Here is a 21291-nt window from a genome sequence, read left to right as displayed (position 1 = left end):
CACAGGGGGAAAGTGTGAGGCTTGAGAGGTGGTTAACCCACAGTCGCCATCGCATGCCGCCGATGATGAACCTCAAGCTGATCCTTGATCACCTTCAGCACCTTGGCCTCATGCTCATGGATGAAGAAGTGCCCGCCACTCAGCATGTCCACGGAAAAGCTGCCGTAGGTTTCCTTGCTCCAGCCGATCAATTGCTCGGTGGTGGCGCGGTCAGCCTTGCCGCCCAGGACATGCACCGGGCAGTTGAGCAAGGGCCGTTGCAGGGGCTCGAAGCGTCCGCACAGCTGAAAGTCGGCACGCAGGATCGGCAGGGTCAGGCTCATCAGCTCTTCGTTGGCCAGCACTTCCTCGCTGGTGCCGTTGAGGGTGCGCAGTTGGTCGATCAGCTCGGCGTCAGTCTTGGGCTCGGCGAAACCGCGGTCGTAGTCGGCGCGCAGGGTCGGCGCGGCGGTACCCGAAGCGAACAGCGCCACCGGTTCCGGACAACCCAGCGAACGGAAGGCATGGGCCATCTCGCAGGCCAGCAACGCCCCGAGGCTATGGCCGAACAGCGCATACGGCGCCTTGAGGGTGGCCTTCTGTTCCTGGGCCAGTTGCAGCGCCAGCCGGCGCATGTCTGTGTGCAACGGCTCGCCGAAACGCGCGCCCCGCCCCGGCAGCTCCACCGGCTGCACTTTCAGCCATTGCGGCAGTTTGTTGCGCCAGCGGCTGTAAACCATGGCACTCGCGCCTGAGTAAGGCAGGCACAGCAATGTCAGCTGGGTCACCGGGCTTTCCTTGTGGGTTGTCTGAATGGGAGAACGGATGAACACCGCAGAAATTTAGTCGAACGCAAATCCACTGTAGGAGCGAGCATGCTCGCGATGGACGACAGGGCACCGCGGGGTGTCAGGCAGCCAGCGTTATCGTTGACCTCCATCGCGAGCGTGCTCGCTCCTACAGGTGGTCGACTACTTCAGATGACGATAGCTTTGGATCGCCGACCCAAGCACCACCACCCCCGCCGCAATCGCCACCCAGAACCCGCTGCGCGCACCAAACGCATCCACCAGCCACCCGGAACTCGCCGCGCCAATCGCCACGCCAATGCTCAACCCGGTCACCAGCCAGGTCAGGCCTTCGGTGAGCTTGGCCGGCGGTACGATCTGCTCCACCAGCGCCATCGCGACAATCAGCGTCGGGGCGAAAAACAGGCCGGCGACGAACACCGCCAGCGACAGGCCGAGGATGTTCACCGCCAGCAGCAACGGCAAGGTCGTCACCGCCGTCGCCACCCCGCCATAAAGGAACAGGCGCGGCAGCGGCACTTTCGAACGCAGCGCGCCAAAGGCCAACCCTGCCAGGCACGAGCCGATGGCGTACACCGACAACACGATGCTCGCCGCCGCCGGCTGGCCCTGCTGCTCGGCGAAGGCCACGCTGACCACATCGATCACCCCGACGATGGTGCCCATGGCGACCATCAACGCCAGCAACAGCTGGATGTCCACAGAGCGGATGATCGAGCCGGCATGGTGTTCTTCATGGGGATGAATGGGCGGTTCGGTGCTGCGTTGCAGGACGAACGCGGTGACACCGATACCCAGCATCAGCGCCGCCGCCAGCGGACCGGCCTCGGGAAATACCGCCACGGACAAGCCCACGGACAACGGCGGGCCGACGATAAAGCAGACCTCGTCCAGTACCGACTCCAGGGCATAGGCGGTTTGCAGTTGCGGCTGGCCGCGATACAACTCGGTCCAGCGCGCCCGCACCATGGCCGACATGCTCGGCATGCAACCGGCGATGGCGGCGAACAGGAACAGCGTCCACTGCGGCGCCTGCAAGCGGGTGCAGAGCAGCACCATCAGCAACGACCCGCCGCCGATCAGCGCCGCGATCGGCAGAATCCTTCCCTGACCAAAACGGTCGACCAATCGCGAGACCTGCGGCGCGCAGAACGCCGTCGCCAGGGCGAAGGTCGCCGCCACCGCGCCCGCCAGCCCATACCCGGCCTGCAACTGCGAGAGCATGGTGATCAGGCCGATGCCGGTCATGGAAATCGGCATGCGCGCGATCATGCCGGCGAGCACGAAGGCCCGGCTGCCCGGGGCCTTGAACAGTTCGCGGTAGGGGTTTGCCATGGGGGCTGGCCTCAACAAAGGGTCTGCAAGTTGCCATAAAGGCTGGATGAAGGGAAAGCGGGCAATTGTTGTCTGAATGTGAAGGCCTCTTCGCGGGCAAGCCTCGCTCCTACAGAAGCCAAACGCACCCTTGTAGGAGCGAGGCTTGCCCGCGAAGAGGCCCGCCCCATCACCATCCAACTGAACTCCTGTCCACCCAAACCAGTCAGCTACTAAGACCCTCAACACACAGCGCCGCCTCCCATGAACATTTCGCTCGAACCTCAGGTAGCCCTCATCACCGGTGCCAGCTCCGGCATCGGCGCCGGTGTCGCCCGGGCAATGGCCGATGCCGGCGCTGCTGTGGTGATCAACTATCACACCGAGGCCGCGCCCGCCGAAGCGTTGGCCCATCAGATCAATGTCGCGGGCGGCCAGGCGATTGCCGTGGGTGCCGACGTGTCCAGTGAGGAAGACGTCGAGCGCCTGTTTGCGCAAACCCTCGATACTTTCGGTGCACTGGACATCCTGGTCGCCAATTCCGGCCTGCAGAAAGACGCCGCAACCGTGGACATGAGCCTCGCCGACTGGAACCGGGTGATCGCCGTCAACCTCACCGGCCAGTTTCTCTGCGCCCGCGCCGCATTGCGTATTTTCCAGCGGCAAGGGGTTCGTCAGGGTGTATCGAAGGCAGCTGGCAAAATCATTCACGTGAGTTCCGTGCACCAGCGCATTCCCTGGGCCGGACATGCGAACTATGCCGCGTCCAAAGGTGGCGTCCACCTGTTGATGCAGTCGCTGGCCCAGGAAGTGAGTCACCAGCGGATCCGCATCAACGGCATCGCGCCGGGGGCAATCCGTACCGCGATCAATCGACAGGCCACTCAAGGCGCTGCTGAGAAAGAGCTGCTCAAACTCATCCCCTACGGGCGCATCGGCGATGTCGAAGACGTGGCCAACGCGGCGGTGTTTCTGGCCAGCGACGCCTCCGACTACATCGTCGGCAGCACTCTGTTCATCGACGGCGGCATGAGCCTCTATCCGGAGTTCCATGGCAATGGCTGAACATCCCGAACGACAATGCCCCATCGACGCCCACGGCATCATCGGCGACATGCGCAGCGCCGCTTTGATCAACGACAAGGGCAGCGTGGATTTCTTCTGCTGGCCGGAGTTCGACAGCCCAACCATTTTCTGTTCACTGCTGGATACCCCGGATGCCGGCATCTTCCAGCTGGCGCCGGATTTGCCCGATGCCCGTCGCGAACAGATCTACCTGCCCGACACCAACGTCCTGCAAACCCGCTGGCTGAGTGATCGCGCCGTGGTGGAAATCACCGACCTGCTGCCCATCGGCGATACAGAGGACAGTTTGCCGGTGTTGATGCGTTGCGTGCGCGTAGTCAGCGGGCAGGCAAACTTTCGTCTGCACTGCGCCGTGCGCCATGACTACGCCCGCGCCAAAACCCGCGCGCGCATGGATGGCAAGGACGCGTTGTTCGAAGCCGCCGGCCAGCCGACCTTGCGACTGCGCGTCGATCAACCGCTGCGTATCGAGGGCTCCGGTGTCGTGGCCGAGTTTTCACTCAAGCAGGACGAACGCGTCGAATGCCTGCTCGGTGCCGTCGACGACCCGCGTTTCAAGGAAGGTGGCGCTTCGATGTGCATGGAACGCACGCTCAAGTACTGGCGCGACTGGTCGGCCAAATCCAATTACCGCGGACGCTGGCGGGAAATGGTCAACCGTTCGGCCTTGGCCCTGAAGCTTTTGACCTCGCGCAAACACGGCGCGATCCTCGCGGCGGCGACGTTCGGTTTGCCGGAAACCGTTGGCGGCGAACGCAACTGGGATTACCGATACACCTGGATCCGCGACGCTTCGTTCACCGTCTATGCCTTCATGCGCCTGGGTTATGTGGATGAGGCCAACGCCTATACGCGCTGGCTGCGTGGCAGGGTCAGCGATTGTCACGGCAACTCGACCAAACTCAATGTCCTGTATGGCATCGACGGTTGCCAGGAGCTGCCGGAAGTCGAACTCACGCATCTGTCCGGACATGGAGGCGCCAAACCGGTGCGCATCGGCAACCTGGCTTACAAGCAGGTACAACTCGACATCTTTGGCGAACTGATGGATGCGGTGTATCTGATCAACAAGTACGGCGATGCCGTTTCCCACGAGGGCTGGAGGCACGTGACGGAGGTGATCGATCAGGTCTGTGAAACCTGGCAGCAGGAGGACGTCGGCATCTGGGAGATGCGTGGCGAGCAGCATCACTTTCTGCATTCGCGCCTGATGTGCTGGGTGGCGGTCGACCGGGCGATCCGCCTGGCGTCCAAACGTTCGCTGCCCGCGCCCTTCGCCCGCTGGGACGAAACACGCCAGGCGATCTACGCCGACATCTGGGAGAACTTCTGGGACGAGGACCGGGGGCATTTCGTCCAGCACATCGGCGGCACAGCCCTCGACGGCTCGATGCTCCTGATGCCGTTGATGCGCTTCGTCGCCGCCAAGGATCCGCGCTGGCTCTCGACACTGCAAGCCATCGAGAAATACCTGGTGCGCGACGGCATGGTCTATCGCTATCACAACGACCCGGGCGTGATCGACGGCCTGCAAGGCACCGAAGGCGCGTTCGCCGCGTGTTCATTCTGGTACGTCGAGTGCCTGGCCCGCGCAGGTCAGGTGGAAAAGGCGCACCTGGAGTTCGAACAGTTGCTCAGGTATGCCAGCCCGCTGGGGCTGTACGCCGAAGAGTTCGACAGCCACGCCCGGCACCTGGGCAACACGCCACAAGCGTTGACACACCTGGCGCTGATCAGTGCGGCGTGTTTCCTGGACCGTCGGTTGAGTGGGGAGAAGAGTTTCTGGGAGCCTTGATAAGGCACCGCTCATCATTGAAAAACAAAAAAGTTAATTCTCACGAGTTAAATTGCTCTACCCCCGCGCGAATATCAAAACGATTATTACGTAGGAATAGTCGTTCTATGATGTAAGAAAATTCAGAATCATGCTTGAGGGCATACCAAAATTCGATTCTACAATCCATATTCAACCTGCACGACCAGTATAAAACGCCCACCCAACCCGTAAAACTATAGGCCAACTGATCTGATCCCACACGGTGAATTCCAAGAGTGCGCACCTAGTACGCACACCAACATGCAAGGAGCATTTGAATTGGAATTACGACATCTTAGGCATTTCATCGGAGTCGCAGAAGAACTAAATTTCAGCAAAGCGGCTGTTCGCTTGCACATCGAACAATCACCGCTATCTAGATCAATTAAAGATCTGGAAAACGATCTAGGAGTTCAATTATTTGAACGAACTACTAGATCGACCAAGCTCACTGAGGCCGGTACGGCTTTCCTGCAGGAAGCAAGACAAATACTTTTAGCCGTCGACAAAGCCCGCTTACGAATAAAAAACCAAAACAACAAACACCACCATACTGTACGGGTAGCACTGATCGAAAACTTTGTACCATCGTACGCCACGAAAAGATTTGCACAATACCGGAAAACCAACTCAACAATTCAATTGAATATATCCGAAATCCCTGAAGACCAGCTAACAAACGCGCTTCAAGACGGAAGAGTTGACGCAGTTATTTCACCAAGAAAAGTAACGCGCGAGGGATTCACGTCTATACCACTTTGGAGTGACGAACTAGCGATCATCACCCCGAAAGAACACCCACTATCAACATCCAACAATATAAATATAAGAGATCTAACCACTTACCCTCTTGTGACTTTAAAACCTTTATCCTATCACTTGATAAACAAACATTTAAATGCAACGGAAAACGAGCAAACCACGCTATATGGCCTTCAAGCATCAAATATAGAAATGATGATTCTTTTGCTATCGACCAATAGCCGAATTGGTTTGGCAACATACGCTCAGATTCCTACATGCTACCACCCGGAAATCGCCATTCGATTACTAATACCAAACGAACACAAAACAACTTCTTACCTGATCAGCTTAGATCCGCCATCAGAAAAATTCATAGCACTTCTAAAATGCTTGAAACCGGCTTTAGACTCATAAAACACAACACAAAACTAGCACATCCAGACTAAGAAAGCATAAGACCAAGACATAATCAGACTTTCTTTCATTCGATAACAATGTATTTATATCAAAGCGGGAATGGCCCGCCAACGTGGATAATAATACGATGAAAAAACAAAATACCGTTAAGACCAAACAAGACACCAACGTTTCAGTCATGGAGATATCCGTACTCAAGCCCCCTACGACACCCAAAAGGTCGCCAAAATTTTTGGTCGCAGGTGATAGCAACAGGCTCCGCTACTAAAATTTAGCGAACCCCAGAAACCGTTAATACGGTGGGCCGCCACTCTATATCGGGTACTAAAATGATAACCTGCAAAATTGACCGAAAAAGTTGTGTTGGCCTGCCGTCCTTCATTGACAACAAATACACTTGGCCTGATGGCAGCCAGCTATCCATACTAAATAATCCCTACATCAGTTCAACTATCTTTCATGACAAGCAAAGATGGATATGCATCATTCGAGTTCTCTCTCACCCGGCCAACAAAGAACCTAAAATAATTCCATTGACCCCTTCCAAACTCACAAGTATTTACAAAGACTTTTCTTCAATAGAGTCAGAGTCAATTCTTGTAGAAATGGTAACAGGCGAGCATGGAAACGTTGTACGTATCATCTCGGGAAATGAGGGCAGCGTTCCGATATATTTTTGCACCAATAACGAAAAAATTTACTTTAGTTGGGATTTCAAAAAAATCGCATCCACACGACAATCAGTAACAATTGATATTGAATACGTCGTAAAGTCTACGTTTGAACCCATCTACACCAACAGGACAGCCTTCCAAGGCATTTACATGCTTACGGCAGGTACTTCTTGTACATTTTCAGATTCATCATGTGATTATAAATTTCCATTGGAATCAACAGAACTCCGGACAATTAATAGTATTGACCCTGACGATGCAATTTACGAATTCACCAACTTAATCAAAAATAAAATGCGGTCACAACTGTTAAATCCGCACAAAATGGCCATCGAACTAAGCGGAGGCCTTGACTCATCGACAGTTGCCATCGCAATCGCACATACCTTCCCATCATCAACGATTAATACCTATGGGATAGTAATCAGCGATCCATCATTGATCGAAAGCCAATGCATCCGAAGAGAAGAAGTAATCAGGCATATAGGCGCCCGCGACCACATTATAAAAATCATGGATCACTTACCTTCTCTCTCGTCATCCGCAGAAGATAAATACTATTTAAATTCGGAAGCAGATGGGGAAGCGTTTGATTCTATTTGGGCCCAAGCAGCAAAAGATGGGCACCACTTAGTAATTAATGGTTGTGGTGGCGACGAGCTTTTCCCTCAGTTCTTAGACGAAGATTTTACAACAGACCGTATGCGCAGCATGAATGATCACGAATGGCATTCATACAACAAAATTCTAATGAATCGCCTTTCCCCAAAAGCGCAGGATATTCTAAGCTCCTCGTTGCTCCCCTGTGCTCCCAGAACATCCGCAGAAACTTGTTTAATGTTGGCAATGATCAGAAGAGCTCCTCTATTGCTTGGATTAAACCTGATACCACTTTACCCTTTCCGCGACAGGAAAATTATAGAGTTTTGCAGAAACCTTCCTACTAGCATGAGAGTAAACAAATCTCTTCTATCAAACTTTATTTCAAAAACAATGACCAAGGACACTTTCAAAAATTACCCAAAAGAAAATTTTATGCACGCCGACAAACTGGCACTACTTAGACAAAAAGAAACCCTTATAGCCTTACACACCAAATTCAGGATCATAGAAATAGGCCTGATAGATCAAAAAACATTGATGCTTGACTTGGAGAGACTTAACACCAACACCCCCAGCCATATATTGGATTATCTTTCAAACCTGCTTTCCATTGAGCGCTTTCTAAAGGCATATTTATGAGCAGTCTCAATAATTTAACACTACAAATACTTTCTGCTCACAAGCTTGCAGCAAACAACATTGGGATGATCTACAACGGCGTTAACAAATTATTTCGCGTCACCACTGACAACAAAACGTACATTCTAAAAATCTTCAGAAAAAGCCATACTCCGATAAACAACATAGTTTATGAACGCAAAATCACGCAATACCTTTTTTCACAAAAAATTGACTGCACACAAGTGATTTCTTCAACATGCAATATCGAACAACTCTATACGTTTGAAGGCGCTGAATATTATGGAATCCTCACATATGAAAGCGATGGCAATCAATACTCAGAAAGCAGTACATATCACCATGAGGCGCTGTTTGGTAATGCACTACAAAAATTACACAACTGCCCTCGCCCTACGTTCAACAACCCAGCATTCAATCCAAACAATGCACATCATCTGATTTCAGCATTTGACAAAAGCAAAAACTCACAAACAACACGAAAACTAAAGAAAATCATAACAATTTTAGTAAATGACATTTCTGCTTCAAAGCAATACCCCGCCACTAGAACTAAATACTGTGTTTGCCATGGAGACGCTTGGCCAGGAAACGCCCTTTACCAAAATAATACTTGCACCCTATTAGATTTCGAACACGCAAGAATCTTTGACCCTACATTTGACGTCTCCACTTTTATCTGGTGGTTAACAGGAGTGGACCACAGTGAAAATTATAAACATGCTGCTTGGAACAGCTTCGTCAACGGGTACGGAGCAAGTGCTAAACACCTCAGCAACAATAAAGTCCCTATTTACATAAAAACCAACCAACTTAGAAGCCTGATATTTCTATTGAACAACATAACTCTAAATAGCCAAATCATTGAATATGCTCATGAGCAAACCTTCAAATTACTTCGCCAGCTTAAATACTACTCTAACTTAGAGAGCACCTTGGAGAACCTATGGAAAACTTAATCATCAGACAAGCCAAGCAGACCGACATTGAAAAACTTACCCAATTCTACGCTGAAGAATTTTCAAACCAACCTCCACTCGAAGTCATCAAACAAACCGTCATTTTCAATCTATTTCATAGAAATGACTTTGCACCCACCCATTTCTGGTTAGCTCAGGATGAGCATGAAATAGCAGCCTTAGTTGTCGCTCGCTATCGAGCATCATTTAAAGCTTACGAAATTGAATCCATAACAGGTAAAAGATATCGACGCCGTGGAATTGCATCGCACCTAATTAACCTTACAATACAAAAATGCTTCGCAAGCGGTTTTTTTTCAATTCTTTGCCAACATTTCACCAAGAAACACTAATAGTATCAAGCTTGTACAGAAGCTTCGATTCGAACTTGCCACTTTCCACCCAGCCCCTGAAATGAACACCTATAAACTCTCTCTGAACAAAGATGAAGAAAATCAACTCATGTAGAATCGACGACATCCATCCAACTAGAAACCCCTGCTCACATTGAGCGATTTTAAAAACTTCATCCTACCAAAAAACTCTTAAAGAGCCTGATCGTCATCAAAGCGCAAACCCGCCAACGCCAAACTTATTATCTTCTTACATCTAACTAACTTGCACCCTTACCTAAACTACACCACTCACAATCCTTGAGTGAGATTAATCCTACAGACTTCTACTATAAATAAATTATTTCTACGCACCGATATACCACATTGCAACCAATTACATACCCATCTAACATCGCCATCTGATGGGGCACAGCGGAGCTGTCCAACAAAACCCGAATTCAAGGAACAGAAATGACCCAGCGCATCCACCGCAGCATCGTCCTCCCCCTTCGCACCGGCCTAGACCGCGATCAGTTGTGGGAGGAACACGACAAGGGCCTGATCAAATGCTGGGAGATCGGTCGCCAGCGCGCCGCACGTTTCCCCGATCTTGCCCGCCAATGCCTCGACGGCGAACTGCCGGTGCTGGGCTGGAAAGGTGGTGTCAGCCGCAGCCTGAAGAAACTCGAAAAGTACGGCTCCCTCAAATACCTCGCCCAATGGCAGGGCCTGCGCGGTGAAGACCTGGACGTGGATCTGAGCGAGGAACGGGCCCTGACCTGTTCCCGCACGAAAATGGTCGTGACCTTCACCCCGGATCGCAGCAAATACTTCAACCAGACATCCGACGCCTAGCCCTTGTAGCAGCTGGCGAAGCCTGCGTCCGGCTGCGCAGCAGTCGTAAAACCTGAGTGCGAGATTTTCCTGAAACACCGCGTTGGCCGATTTTGCGACTGTTTCGCAGCCGGACGCAGGCTTCGCCAGCTGCTACACAGAGCGTGTTTTGGCACGGCGACAACCTCAAGGCATGACTGGATCTGCTTCAGCACTGACCGAAAACCGCTCGCGATAAGCCTGCGGCGTCACCCCCATGGCCCGCAGGAAGCTGCGGCGCAAGGTCTCTTCGCTGCCGAAACCACATTGCACCGCGACCCGCTTGATCGGCACGCCGGTATCGCTGAGCAGGCGCCGGGCGGTTTCGACGCGGATCAGTTCGATGGCCCGGGCCGGGGTCTGGCCGGTGTCGGCGCGGTAGTGGCGCACGAAGCTGCGTTCGCTCATGCCGGCCTGCAGGGCCAGGGTCGGGATGCCCAAATCCTTGGTGAGGTTTTCGCTGATCCAGGCGTGAAGTTCGTCGAAGCGGTTGCCTTCGTGCTGCAACGACAGGGTCACGCTGAATTGCGACTGGCCGCCGGGACGCTTGAGGAACACCACCAGTTGCCGGGCGACTTCCAGGGCCATGTTGCGGCCCAGATCGGCTTCGACCATCGCCAGCGCCAGGTCGATACCGGCGGTGACCCCGGCCGAGGTCCAGACCGGACCGTCGTTGATGAAGATCGGATTGGGTTCGACCTGCAACTGCGGGTGCTGCTGCGCCAGTTGATCGCAGCGCGTCCAGTGGGTCACCACGCGCCGGCCATCGAGCCAGCCGCTAGCCGCCAGCAGGAACGCCCCGGTGCACACCGACGCCACCCGCCTACACTTCTCCCCATGCTCGCGTACCCAGGCCACCAGTGCCGGATCCTGCGCCGCCGCGTAAACGCCCCAGCCACCGGCGATGATCAGGGTATCGCTGCCCTGCTCCGGCAGTGCTTCGGCCAACATCGCCAAGCCCGCCGACGACGTCACCGCCGGACCCGAGCTGGCGATCACCGATGGCGCATAAGGCACGGGCAAACCCCGCTGACGAGCGATGTCGTTGGCCGAAGCGAACACCTGCAACGGCCCGGTGACATCGAGCAACTGCACATTGGCGAACGCGAGAACGTGAATGAGCTTGGGCATTTTGGCGTAATTCGAGGGGTTATTGGCGTATGCGCCAAATCCTAGGCGCCTACAGTGAAGACGTCCACCCACTTCCAGGAGAAAAACACCATGACCTTGCAGATCGGCTTTCTGTTGTTTCCACAGGTGCAGCAACTGGACCTGACCGGCCCTTACGACGTGCTGGCTTCGCTGCCGGATGTGAAGGTGCATCTGATCTGGAAGGATCTGGTGCCGGTCACCGCCAGCACCGGCCTGGTGCTCAAGCCGACCACCACGTTCGATGACTGCCCGAAGCTGGATGTGATCTGCGTGCCCGGCGGCAGCGGGGTCGGGGCGTTGATGGAGGATGATCAAACGTTGGCCTTCCTGAAAGCCCAGGCCGCGACGGCACGTTATGTCACCTCGGTGTGCACCGGCGCGCTGGTGCTTGGCGCGGCCGGCTTGCTCAAGGGCAAGCGCGCCACCACTCACTGGGCCTATCACGAGTTGCTGGCACCGCTGGGGGCCATTGCGGTGAAGGATCGGGTAGTACGCGACGGCAATCTGCTGACCGGTGGCGGCATCACCGCCGGCATCGATTTCGCCCTGACCCTGGCCGCCGAGCTGTTCGACCGGGAAACCGCCGAGCTTGTGCAATTGCAGCTCGAATACGCGCCGGCTCCGCCGTTCGCGGCCGGCAGCCCGGACACCGCGCCGGCCGGGGTACTGCAGGAGGCCCGTCAGCGCGGAGCGAGTTCACTCAAACTGCGCGAGCAAATCACCGAACGCGCCGCAGCGAAACTCGACCTGTAATGAAAAAAGGCGGCGAGCACGCAATGCTCGCCGTCTTTTTCTGCGCCCATAAAAAAACCCGCCGAAGCGGGTTCTTCCAAGACCATCACGACTCCCTGTCGTCAGCATTCCATGCAAATGGCCGATCATCCTTGATCCTGTCGCACTCCCTGTGCGTCAGTGGATGTGGCCAGAATACGCATCGGATCCAATCTGTAACAGAAGACAAAAGTGCCATCACGTGTAAGACATTCGCTATACCCGGGTATTTGCGTAACCTGCGGCCAATCAAATCCACTGTAGGAGCGAGCTTGCTCGCGATGCACGAATGGACGCTGCGGGGCTTCAGGATGCCAGCGTTATCGTTGACGCCCATCGCGAGCAAGCTCGCTCCTACAGGGCGATGGCCGCCATTTTTGCGAGGTGCAGCTGGCTTTCGGCTGACGCCTGGTCGTCGTCTTCGACAAACCAGGCCGCCGACAACCCGGCAAAGGCCAGCACCCATTGCGACAGGCGACGCCGCTCAAGCCCGGCTGCCTCGGCAATCACCTCGATCTGCCGCTGGAAACGCCGGGGCTGTGTCGCGGTGGGCAAATCGGGATTGCAGATCAGGTTGGCGTAATCGAAGCCGCGCTCGCCGGTGACCCGTTTGGGGTCGATGGCCAGCCAGCCGCGGGGGCCGAAATCCAGCACGTTGTCGTGATGCATGTCGCCGTGCAGCACCACCACGTCCTGCGGCTCGGCCAGCAAGGTTTCGGCGGTGGCCAGGCACAGGGAATAAGTGCCGCCATACTGCGCCGCCGCCAATCGCAGCGATTCAAACCAGGGCTTGAGGGGAACCAACGGAGGTGGCGGCGTCGGCCGGGGAGCATGCAATCGCGCCAGCGCCGCACACAGGATGCGGCTGGCCTCGTCGTCCTGCCCGTTGACGGCCATCTCCATCAGTGACCGGGTGCCCATCGCCCGCTCCAGCAGCAGGCCGTCGCCGTGGTGTGCGTAGACCCGGGCGCTACCGTCGCCGTCCCACCAGGTCATCAACAGGTTGCCGAACTTCTCTTCGGCATCCACGGCAATTTTCAACATGGCCGGCACATCGCCCCGGCGCACCGGCAGCAGGTGGCTGCCGGGGGTGAAGATGGGTTCACCGTCCGGCACCAGTGCCCAACGCTGCAGCCAAGGGTCGAAGGTATTGCCTTCACTCATTCTCACGCTCACGAGCCTTGGCGCTTTCGGCGAGAAAGTGTTCGAGCCGGCCCAGTTGCTCTTCCCAGCCACGGCTGTCCATGTAATACGCCTCCTTCTGGCGTATGTCGGGAATGTGGGCGAAACCTGACTCGGAGACCCTGAGCAGGGTTCCGACCGTGTTGTCTTCGAGTTCGAACTTGACCAGGGTGGTGGGTTCCTGGGAGTAGTCGATCTTCGGGTTGACCGCATAGGGATGCCAGCGGAAGGAAAACAGCTGCTGCGGCTCGACCCGCTCTACCAGCACGTTCCACAACACGTGTTCATAACCGGGGTACGTGACCTGCCCCTGGGTCCACTCGCCGGCAATGAAGCGCCTGCCTTCAAGTGCCACGCCGAACCATTGACCGAACGCCTCGGCATCGACCAGGGCACGCCAGACATGGGAGCGCGGCGATTTGAGAATTATTTTGCGCTCAAAACTATTGGGTACTGGTTTCATACGTCACCTCCTGTACTGAACAACAGTAGGCCTGTAAGACCACATGTCCAGCCCGAAAGTTGTCTGAATGGGATGTCAGCTGTCGCAAACGTGACCTTTGCGCCGCGGCCGGCTTCGCTACACTGGCTCATCACTTCAACTTTCACAGGGAGATTCCCCATGCATGTACGCATTCTTCTGGCGCTGACGCCCTTTTTGTTCACCCCGCTGGCTCATGCCTTGGACTGCGACAACGCCACCACCCAGGCGGACATGAACCAGTGCGCGGCAGTGCAGCATGCCGCAGCGGACAAGGAACTGAATACGCTGTACCAGCAGATCACCGCACGGCTCAAGGGCAATCCCGACAGCAAGAAACTGCTGCTCGGCGCCCAGCGGGCGTGGCTGGCGTTTCTCGATGCCGAATGCAAGTTCTCGGCGTCCGGGGTGGAGGGTGGGAGTGTTTATCCGCTGATCTATGGCAATTGCGTGACCGAGTTGACCAAGGCGCGGGTTGAGACGTTCAAGACTTACTTGAAGTGTCAGGAGGGGGATTTGGGGTGTCCGGTGCCAGGGGTTTGAATCTCGGGTGATTGGGAGGGCCCCATCGCGGGCAAGCCTCGCTCCTACAGTTTTTTGCGTCGATCGGCGATTTTGTGCCCGACCCAATACCCTGTAGGAGCGAGGCTTGCCCGCGATGAGGCCCTGCCAGCCGACACATTTTCTGTGGATGTAATGCCTTTATCGCGAGCAGGCTCGCTCCCACAGTGGACTTTTGGTGAACACACATTTTGTGCCCGACCATCACCAACTGTGGGAGCGAGCCTGCTCGCGATAGCGTCAGCCCAAACGCCGCAAATTACCGCACAAAAATCTGCGCCGTAGTAATCGCCATATCCCCCCCCGGCAATTTGATACTGCCAATCTGCTTCAGACTGTCCGCATCAAAGATCGCCACATCGTTGAAGGTCCCCGCCAGGTAGATCTTGCTGCCATCCTTGTTGAAGGAAATGCAGTAATAAGAGTGATCAAGCGTCGCCGCCTGAATCAGCTTCTTCTCCTTGATGTCGTACTTGGCCAGGCGGTTGAGCACGCCGAACATCAGGTTCGGGTCCTTCGGCGAGCGCATGCCGCTGAAGTAGATTTCCGTCAGCGGGCCGAAGTCGGTGGTTTCGGTCTTGCCGGTCTTCAGGTCGACGCTGAACAGGCCGTACAGGTACTCGGCGGTGGCCGGGTCCTGCTTCTTGTCCTTGAATTTCGCCGCGGTGTAGAGCAGCGAGAAGTCATGACGATAGGTCTGCTGGTTCCACACGTAGAGCACGTCCGGCGCGCTGTAGTTCGCACGCTTCCAGTGACGGCTGGGGATCAGCACGTCGAACTTGCCGGTCTGCACGTTGACCTTGTAGACGTCCGCCCCCGCCACGTACAGCGTGCCGTCGTCACCGCTCTGCATGATGGTCAGCTGCCGTGGCGCCGGGAAGCTGCGGATCGGTTTGGCATCCATGCCGGCGTTGGTGGCGTACACGTCGAGACGAGGCTGCTGCACTTCATACCGATCGTTGAGCATCAGCGTCGGGTTGGCGATGGTGAACAGTTCCTTGCCGTCGTGGCTCAGGGTGAAGGCGAACATCGACTTGGCCTTCTCCCCCGGCTTCTGGGTGATGCTGGCGTGGAACACCTGTTTGCAGCTGTCCAGTTCGACGCCGTAGACATCCGCATAGTGATTGTTCAGCACATAGGCGGTCTTGCGGTCCGGCGACAGTTGCACGGTGCCGGGGCCGAAGGCGTCCGGCATCTTGCAGGTCTTGAACACGGTGTCCGTGGCCAGATCGATCACGTGCAGGTTGTTCGGGTAGTTGGTGGTCAACATGTACTCGTGACCGTCTTGCAACGCAGTGTTTTCATCGGCCACGGCACTGAGCGAAGCGGCGCTCAGGAGGGCGAATGCGGCCAGGCCGCTGGCTTTGATGCTGTGCATGCTGGAATCCTTCTTCTTGTACGCTGCTCTCGAGGGCATCACTTGTCTTTCGGGAAGACAGTGCCCAGGTTGCGCCAGTTGTCGTTGGACGCCTGGGCGTCCTTGTTCCAGTCCGGGTAGGTGCTCATCATGTCGGGCACCTGGGCCGGCCACCAGCACGGGTCGGAGCAGCCATACAGGTCGGCCTCCATCGGCTGGCACAGCGACGACACGCCACCGAACGCATCGATTTCCCAGCCCGGGTCAGTGGTCGAAGCGCAGCCTGCCACCGAGCTCATGGCCACCACTTCTTCGATGCGGTTTTCATCCGCGGCCTGATCCAGCTTCAACGCTTTGTTATTGATTGCCTTGAGATGTTTCATATCAGTGAGCCTTGCGCGGAGTGATGTAACTGCTGATGAACGCAGGGTTATTGGCCATGATCCGGGTGTAGACCTCGATGCCGAAGTCGACCCAGTCACGCATCAGTTCGCAGTAGTGATAGGTCGGATGAGCCGGGTCGCCGTAGCGGGCGTAGCTCTCGTGGTAGCAGCCGCCGGAGCACAGGTTGCGGATGTTGCAGTCGTTGCAACCGGTGTTGGTACGGTCCAGGCGCTCGGACAGAAAGTCGTTCAACTCCATCTGCTTCACGCCGCTGTGGACGTTGCCGAAGGTCGGCAGGGACGATCCGGTAAAGCGGTGGCACAGGTTCAGCTCACCCTTGTGATCCACCGCCAGCATCTTCAGGCCCGCACCGCACGGCAGGGCTTTCTTGTGGCCTTCGTGGATGTCGGTGATCAACTGGTGCAGGTTGGAGAAACCGATGTTGCGGTGCTCCAGCGCCGCCTCCAGGTAACGCCGGCCGAGGGCCTTCATGTTGGCGAATACCTGTTTGAGCTCATCGTTGGTCAGGTTGAAGCTGCTGATGTCGCCGGAGGTCACCGGGGCAAAGCCGACTTCGGCAAAACCCAGTTCGTTGAACAGGTGATCCCAGATGGTTTCGACATCGGTGACGCCGGTGGTCAAGGTCACCCGCGCGCCCACCGGACGGCTGTTGTAGCGCGACAGCAGCATCTCGGCCTTGCGCCGCACCACGTCATAGGTGCCCTGCCCGCCCACGGTGATGCGGTTGCGGTCGTGCACGGTCTTCGGCCCGTCGATGCTCACTGACAAGCCAAAGCGGTGGGCGTTGAGGTAGTCCACGGTCTCCTCGGTGAGCAGCGTGGCGTTGGTGGTCATGACGAACTCGACGAACTTGCCGGCCTCGGCAAAGCGTTTTTCACAGTAGTCGACCATGTACTCGATCAGCTTGCGATTGCTCAGCGGTTCGCCGCCGAAGAACACCACGGTGAAACGTTCTTCGTCCGGGGATTCCTTGAGCAGCATCTCCACCGAAGCGATGGCGGTTTCGACGTCCATCTTCTTGCCGGCGGACGGCTTGTCCAGGTCTTCCTTGTAGCAGTAGGTGCAGCTCAGGTTGCAGCCGGTGTTGACGTTGAGCACCACGGTGTTGATCGCCGTGCGCTCGACGCGCTTGGTGGCGATGTCCGGGGTCAGCGGCGAGCCGTCGCTGACCAGTTCCAGGGCCATCAGCTCGCGCAGGGTCTCGGTGATTTCTTCGCCGTTGAAGCGCTCGGCCAGGCGCTGGATCAGGTCGTCCGAAGAACAGCCCGGGCCGCGCAGGGTGTCGATGATGGTGCCCGTCAGCTCATCGCTGGCGAACAGCGAACTGCTTGGGATGTGGAACAGCATGCGGTCGGCATCAACGTGCACTTCGTGCAGGTTGCGTTCGACCAGATTCAAGATAGCGCCCATGGCAAACCTCCTGTGCAAGCCCCGTCACGCAGGGCTTGCGATCATTCCGAAAAGTGTCTGAAACCGTGTCGGGCCAGCCTTATGGAATGGGTGGATTGTTCCAGCGTTGCACGGTCACGATCATGTGGCCTTCGCCGGTCAGGGATTTCCCTGCGTCGTCGACGGCGGCGATCACCTTGAGGTTGCCGGCATTGTTGGTGGACATTTTGCGTGCAGGGTTCGGCCCGGCATCGCCCGGGGTGAACACGCCCGCGTCGGCCTGCATGGTGCCGGCGTACTTGACGTCTTCGTCTTCCTTGGCGCGATCATCGAAGGCCTCGACCTTCCACTGCGCCGGGAACACACCGATGCGATACGGCTTGCCGTCGGCGCCCTTGCCCCAGGCCTCGGCGTCGAAACGACCCTGGACCTTCGGCGTCGAACCACCGCCCTCGCCGATCCGCGCCACCGAGAATTCCGGCACCACTTTGACCGAGTCGATTTTGCTGTAGACCGACAGGTTCGGGCCTTTCAGCGTGCCGACGGTGACCGCGCGCAGGCCCGGCTGGGCGTTGGCGGCGGCCTTGAGTTTGACTTTGATCTGTTCGGGCGTCTGCGAGACAACCTCGACCACTTCCACGCCCTTGCCGAAGTTCGGCTTGCCGGTCAGGCCGCTGCCGATCAGGGTCACTTCGGTTTCGCTACCTGCTTTCACGTAGCCCGGTTGCACCGCCAGCAAGCGGTTGCTGCCCTGCTTGGCGGCGACGAAATCCAGGCCGCGCTCGTCATGCTCGGCCTCGAACATCCGGCCCTGCATGGCGTTGCCCTGAGCGGCGAACACCTGGCGCATGGTCACGCCGTCGATGGTCACGTTGCCGCGCCATTCGTAGCCGGTGTAGAGAATCGCGCTGCCGTCGCCGTTGAACGGCGTGCCGTCGGCGTACTGGCCCTTGACGCTGACCTTGAAGGTGTCGCTGCCGTCAGCGCTGACGCTCATCACCCCGGCCAGTTCACCTTTGCCCGGCAAGTGCCCGCTGAAGCTCCAGTCACCCACCAGCGCCTCGCTTTTCGGCGCGGTGCTCAGCCATTTCTTCCAGGCCGGGTTGTCCAGCGCGTAACGCTTGGCCAACAGCGGCACCATCTCTTTGCGGGCGATGTCGAACCAGTCGCGATCGCGTGCCAGGGCCTGGTATTCCAGCGACGGCCATTGGCCGAGGTGGAAGTTCACCAGACGCTCCCATTCCTGGGTCGGACGACGTTGCAGGGCGACCCGCGCACCGGAGTGGCAGCGGCCGCACATCTGGCTGGTTTTCTCGTCGAACTGCTCGACGGTGTTGAGCCGGCGCTCCATGGCATAACGCACGCCATCAGTTTCACTCGGCGCCAGGCCCTGGGTGTCGGCCAGGTACTTGACCAGCGTGCGCCGATCCTCATCGCTGATCTGCAGACCGTGCATGGTCTGCATGCGGGCGATGCTCATCAGCCAGCCTTCCGGGGTCTTGCGCTGGTGGCTGATGCGGCTCAGGGCGTTATTGGCTTCGGGGGTGTGACAGCCCTGACAGGTTTCCTTGAGGATGGTCTGGGCGTCGCGGGCTGCCAGGCTGTCAGGCGAATGCAGCGCCACACAGGCGGCCACGGCCAGCAGACTGACACTCAGGCCTGATCGGAGTTTTCTCTTCATCAACGTCGAACCTCGCACGGTGCTTTCTTATTTTTGTCGCTTATCGTTTTTTGGGTTTCTGCCGTCGGCGGTGAGGCGCTGACGGAGGCAGAGAAACGTCTGCGATGAGCAATACACGGAGCGTGCCAGCTTGCGAATGTCTCGAATAATCAACGGCTTGTGAGGAACAGGTCGGGTTTTGGCGGGGGCAACGCGGGTGTTGCACGTTTTATTTCGCGACACCTGTTGCAACCTGAGACAAGCATAGACCTGCCTTTTGTGGGAGCGAGCCTGCTCGCGATGAACGTCCAGACAACGCGGACATCAAGACTGTCTGCGTAATCGTTCACGACCATCGCGAGCAGGCTCGCTCCCACAGGTATTCATGCCGGGTGTGCGGGCAGTCTCATGCCGTCGCAATTTGCGACGGTCGCAGGCTTCCCGCCGATTCCGAAAAAAACCGCCAGCCCCGCCCGCCCGGGCTCTCGGCGCACAAATCCACAACTGGCACAGCCATTGCGAAAGACCTCGGCACACGAACAAGACGAGGTTTCAACATGTCGCTCCCAAACCTGCTTCCCGCCACTACGGCGTTTATCCAGCGCGCCCCGCGCATGCTCATTGGCGGTGACTGGGTCGAGGCCGCCGATGGCCAGACCATGCCCCTGCACAACCCGGCCACCGGTGAAGTGCTGTGCGTGGTGCCACGGGCAACGCCTGAGGATGTCGATCGTGCGGTGCTCGCCGCCCGCCAGGCGTTCGACGATTCGGCCTGGAGTCGCACCCGTCCACGGGAGCGGCAGAACCTGTTGTGGAAACTCGCCGACCTGATGCAGCGCGACGCCGAGCTGCTGGCGCAACTGGAATGCCTGAACAACGGCAAGAGCGCGATGGTCGCCCAGGTGATGGACGTGCAACTGGCCATCGACTTCCTGCGTTATATGGCCGGCTGGGCGACCAAGATCGAAGGCTCCACCGTCGATGTCTCGGCGCCGCTGATGCCCAACGATCAGTTCCACAGCTTCATCCGTCGCGAAGCGGTGGGCGTGGTCGGCGCCATCGTCGCCTGGAACTTCCCGCTGCTGCTGGCCTGCTGGAAACTCGGCCCGGCGCTGGCCACCGGTTGCACCGTGGTGCTCAAACCCGCCGACGAGACCCCGCTGACCGCGCTGAAACTCGCCGAACTGGTGCAGGAAGCCGGTTACCCCGAGGGCGTGTTCAACGTGGTCACCGGCACCGGCATCACCGCCGGCTCCGCCCTCACCCACAACCCGTTGGTGGACAAGCTGACCTTCACCGGCTCCACCGCCGTAGGCAAGCAGATCGGCAAGATCGCCATGGACTCCATGACCCGGGTCACTCTGGAGCTGGGCGGCAAGTCGCCGACCATCGTCATGGCCGACGCCGACTTGTCGAGTGCCGCCGCCGGTGCCGCCAGCGCGATCTTCTTCAACCAGGGCCAGGTGTGCTGCGCCGGTTCGCGCCTGTATGTGCAGCGCAAGCATTTCGACAACGTGGTGGCGGACATCGCCGGTATCGCCAATGCGATGAAACTCGGCAACGGCCTGGACCCGAGCGTGGAAATGGGGCCGCTGATTTCCGCGCGTCAGCAGGAGCGGGTCTACGGCTACATCGAAAAAGGCCGGGAAAGCGGCGCGACCATCGCCTGCGGCGGCGAGCAGTTCGGCCCGGGCTTCTTCGTCAAGCCGACGGTGATTGTCGACGTTGATCAGAAGCACTCGCTGGTCCAGGAAGAAATCTTCGGCCCGGTGCTGGTGGCCATTCCGTTCGACGACGAAGCCGAAGCCCTGCGCCTGGCCAACGACAGCCCCTACGGCCTGGGCGCAAGCATCTGGTCCAACGACCTGGCGGCGGTGCACCGAATGATCCCGCGGATCAAGTCCGGCTCGGTCTGGGTCAACTGCCACAGCGCCCTGGACCCGGCGCTGCCGTTTGGCGGGTACAAGATGTCCGGGGTTGGGCGGGAGATGGGGTATGCGGCGATTGAGCATTACACCGAGTTGAAGTCGGTGTTGATCAAGCTCTGATTTCTGCAGCGTTTAGTAAGCCGCCTTCGCGAGCAAG

19 protein-coding genes are annotated in these 21291 nt (G+C 57.4%); 10 read left to right on the top strand and 9 right to left on the bottom strand.

Features of this window, described 5'->3' with window-relative positions; translation table 11 throughout:
* Positions 1-32: 32 nt before the first annotated feature.
* The gene (locus K9857_RS22305) at positions 33-767 is read right to left on the bottom strand and encodes a thioesterase II family protein (RefSeq protein WP_224539371.1); all 735 of its coding nucleotides are present in this window, start codon (positions 765-767) and stop codon (positions 33-35) included.
* Between the two features lie 183 nt (positions 768-950).
* Positions 951-2123: an MFS transporter gene (locus K9857_RS22300; RefSeq protein WP_224539369.1), complete on the bottom strand. Its 1173-nt coding sequence runs from the start codon at positions 2121-2123 to the stop codon at positions 951-953.
* 243 nt (positions 2124-2366) lie between these two features.
* Between K9857_RS22300 and K9857_RS22295 the strand changes: the two genes are divergently transcribed.
* From K9857_RS22295 to K9857_RS22265, 7 genes are all read left to right on the top strand, one after another.
* Entirely contained in the window at positions 2367-3167 is an 801-nt protein-coding gene (locus K9857_RS22295) for a glucose 1-dehydrogenase (RefSeq protein ID WP_224539367.1), read from the top strand.
* A complete protein-coding gene (locus K9857_RS22290) occupies positions 3160-4983 on the top strand; it encodes a glycoside hydrolase family 15 protein (RefSeq protein WP_224539365.1) in 1824 nt (607 codons plus the stop codon). The genes K9857_RS22295 and K9857_RS22290 overlap by 8 nt, the downstream gene beginning before the upstream one ends.
* A 300-nt stretch (positions 4984-5283) precedes the next feature.
* Positions 5284-6162: a LysR family transcriptional regulator gene (locus K9857_RS22285; RefSeq protein WP_224539362.1), complete on the top strand. Its 879-nt coding sequence runs from the start codon at positions 5284-5286 to the stop codon at positions 6160-6162.
* A 332-nt stretch (positions 6163-6494) separates the two neighbouring features.
* The gene (locus K9857_RS22280; RefSeq protein ID WP_224539360.1) at positions 6495-8081 is read left to right on the top strand and encodes an asparagine synthase-related protein; all 1587 of its coding nucleotides are present in this window, start codon (positions 6495-6497) and stop codon (positions 8079-8081) included.
* Complete coding sequence (locus tag K9857_RS22275; RefSeq protein WP_224539358.1) at positions 8078-9040, top strand: phosphotransferase; 963 nt, start codon at positions 8078-8080, stop codon at positions 9038-9040. The genes K9857_RS22280 and K9857_RS22275 overlap by 4 nt, the downstream gene beginning before the upstream one ends.
* Positions 9028-9393 (top strand): GNAT family N-acetyltransferase, encoded by a 366-nt coding sequence (locus K9857_RS22270; RefSeq protein ID WP_224539356.1) that lies wholly within the window; start codon positions 9028-9030, stop codon positions 9391-9393. The genes K9857_RS22275 and K9857_RS22270 overlap by 13 nt, the downstream gene beginning before the upstream one ends.
* Before the next feature lie 453 nt (positions 9394-9846).
* Entirely contained in the window at positions 9847-10230 is a 384-nt protein-coding gene (locus K9857_RS22265) for a hypothetical protein (protein ID WP_224539353.1), read from the top strand.
* Positions 10231-10395: 165 nt separating this feature from the next.
* On the opposite strand, the gene K9857_RS22260 is transcribed toward K9857_RS22265, so the two are convergent.
* Positions 10396-11379, bottom strand: coding sequence for a GlxA family transcriptional regulator (locus K9857_RS22260; RefSeq protein ID WP_224539351.1), 984 nt, complete (start codon positions 11377-11379; stop codon positions 10396-10398).
* Positions 11380-11469: 90 nt separating this feature from the next.
* Between K9857_RS22260 and inhA the strand changes: the two genes are divergently transcribed.
* Positions 11470-12153 (top strand): isonitrile hydratase, encoded by a 684-nt coding sequence (gene inhA / locus K9857_RS22255; protein ID WP_224539373.1) that lies wholly within the window; start codon positions 11470-11472, stop codon positions 12151-12153.
* Positions 12154-12525: 372 nt separating this feature from the next.
* Here inhA and K9857_RS22250 read toward each other — a convergent pair whose 3' ends face one another.
* Positions 12526-13335, bottom strand: coding sequence for an aminoglycoside phosphotransferase family protein (locus tag K9857_RS22250; protein ID WP_224539349.1), 810 nt, complete (start codon positions 13333-13335; stop codon positions 12526-12528).
* Complete coding sequence (locus K9857_RS22245; RefSeq protein WP_224539347.1) at positions 13328-13816, bottom strand: SRPBCC family protein; 489 nt, start codon at positions 13814-13816, stop codon at positions 13328-13330. Before K9857_RS22245 ends, K9857_RS22250 begins: the two co-directional genes overlap by 8 nt.
* A gap of 159 nt (positions 13817-13975) precedes the next feature.
* Between K9857_RS22245 and K9857_RS22240 the strand changes: the two genes are divergently transcribed.
* On the top strand, positions 13976-14377 hold the full coding sequence (locus K9857_RS22240) for a lysozyme inhibitor LprI family protein (RefSeq protein WP_224539346.1): 402 nt from the start codon (positions 13976-13978) through the stop codon (positions 14375-14377).
* Positions 14378-14654: 277 nt separating this feature from the next.
* Here K9857_RS22240 and peaD read toward each other — a convergent pair whose 3' ends face one another.
* The 4 genes from peaD to peaA form a co-directional block, all read right to left on the bottom strand.
* A complete protein-coding gene (gene peaD / locus K9857_RS22235; RefSeq protein WP_224539344.1) occupies positions 14655-15773 on the bottom strand; it encodes a quinohemoprotein amine dehydrogenase subunit beta in 1119 nt (372 codons plus the stop codon).
* 38 nt (positions 15774-15811) lie between these two features.
* Positions 15812-16135: a quinohemoprotein amine dehydrogenase subunit gamma gene (qhpC, locus tag K9857_RS22230; RefSeq protein WP_008016081.1), complete on the bottom strand. Its 324-nt coding sequence runs from the start codon at positions 16133-16135 to the stop codon at positions 15812-15814.
* A gap of 1 nt (position 16136) precedes the next feature.
* Positions 16137-17567, bottom strand: a complete 1431-nt coding sequence (peaB, locus tag K9857_RS22225) for a quinohemoprotein amine dehydrogenase maturation protein (RefSeq protein ID WP_224539342.1) — start codon at positions 17565-17567, stop codon at positions 16137-16139.
* Positions 17568-17646: 79 nt separating this feature from the next.
* On the bottom strand, positions 17647-19227 hold the full coding sequence (gene peaA / locus K9857_RS22220) for a quinohemoprotein amine dehydrogenase subunit alpha (protein WP_224539340.1): 1581 nt from the start codon (positions 19225-19227) through the stop codon (positions 17647-17649).
* Between the two features lie 536 nt (positions 19228-19763).
* Here peaA and K9857_RS22215 point away from each other — a divergent pair.
* Positions 19764-21254, top strand: a complete 1491-nt coding sequence (locus tag K9857_RS22215) for an aldehyde dehydrogenase family protein (RefSeq protein WP_224539338.1) — start codon at positions 19764-19766, stop codon at positions 21252-21254.
* Positions 21255-21291 lie beyond the last annotated feature (37 nt).

It is taken from the genome of Pseudomonas sp. REP124, assembly GCF_020164475.1.
In the GTDB taxonomy this organism is placed as follows: Bacteria; Pseudomonadota; Gammaproteobacteria; order Pseudomonadales; family Pseudomonadaceae; genus Aquipseudomonas.
The sequence above is the reverse complement of the archived record's forward strand: the minus strand, read 5'-3'. Positions and strand labels throughout refer to the sequence as shown.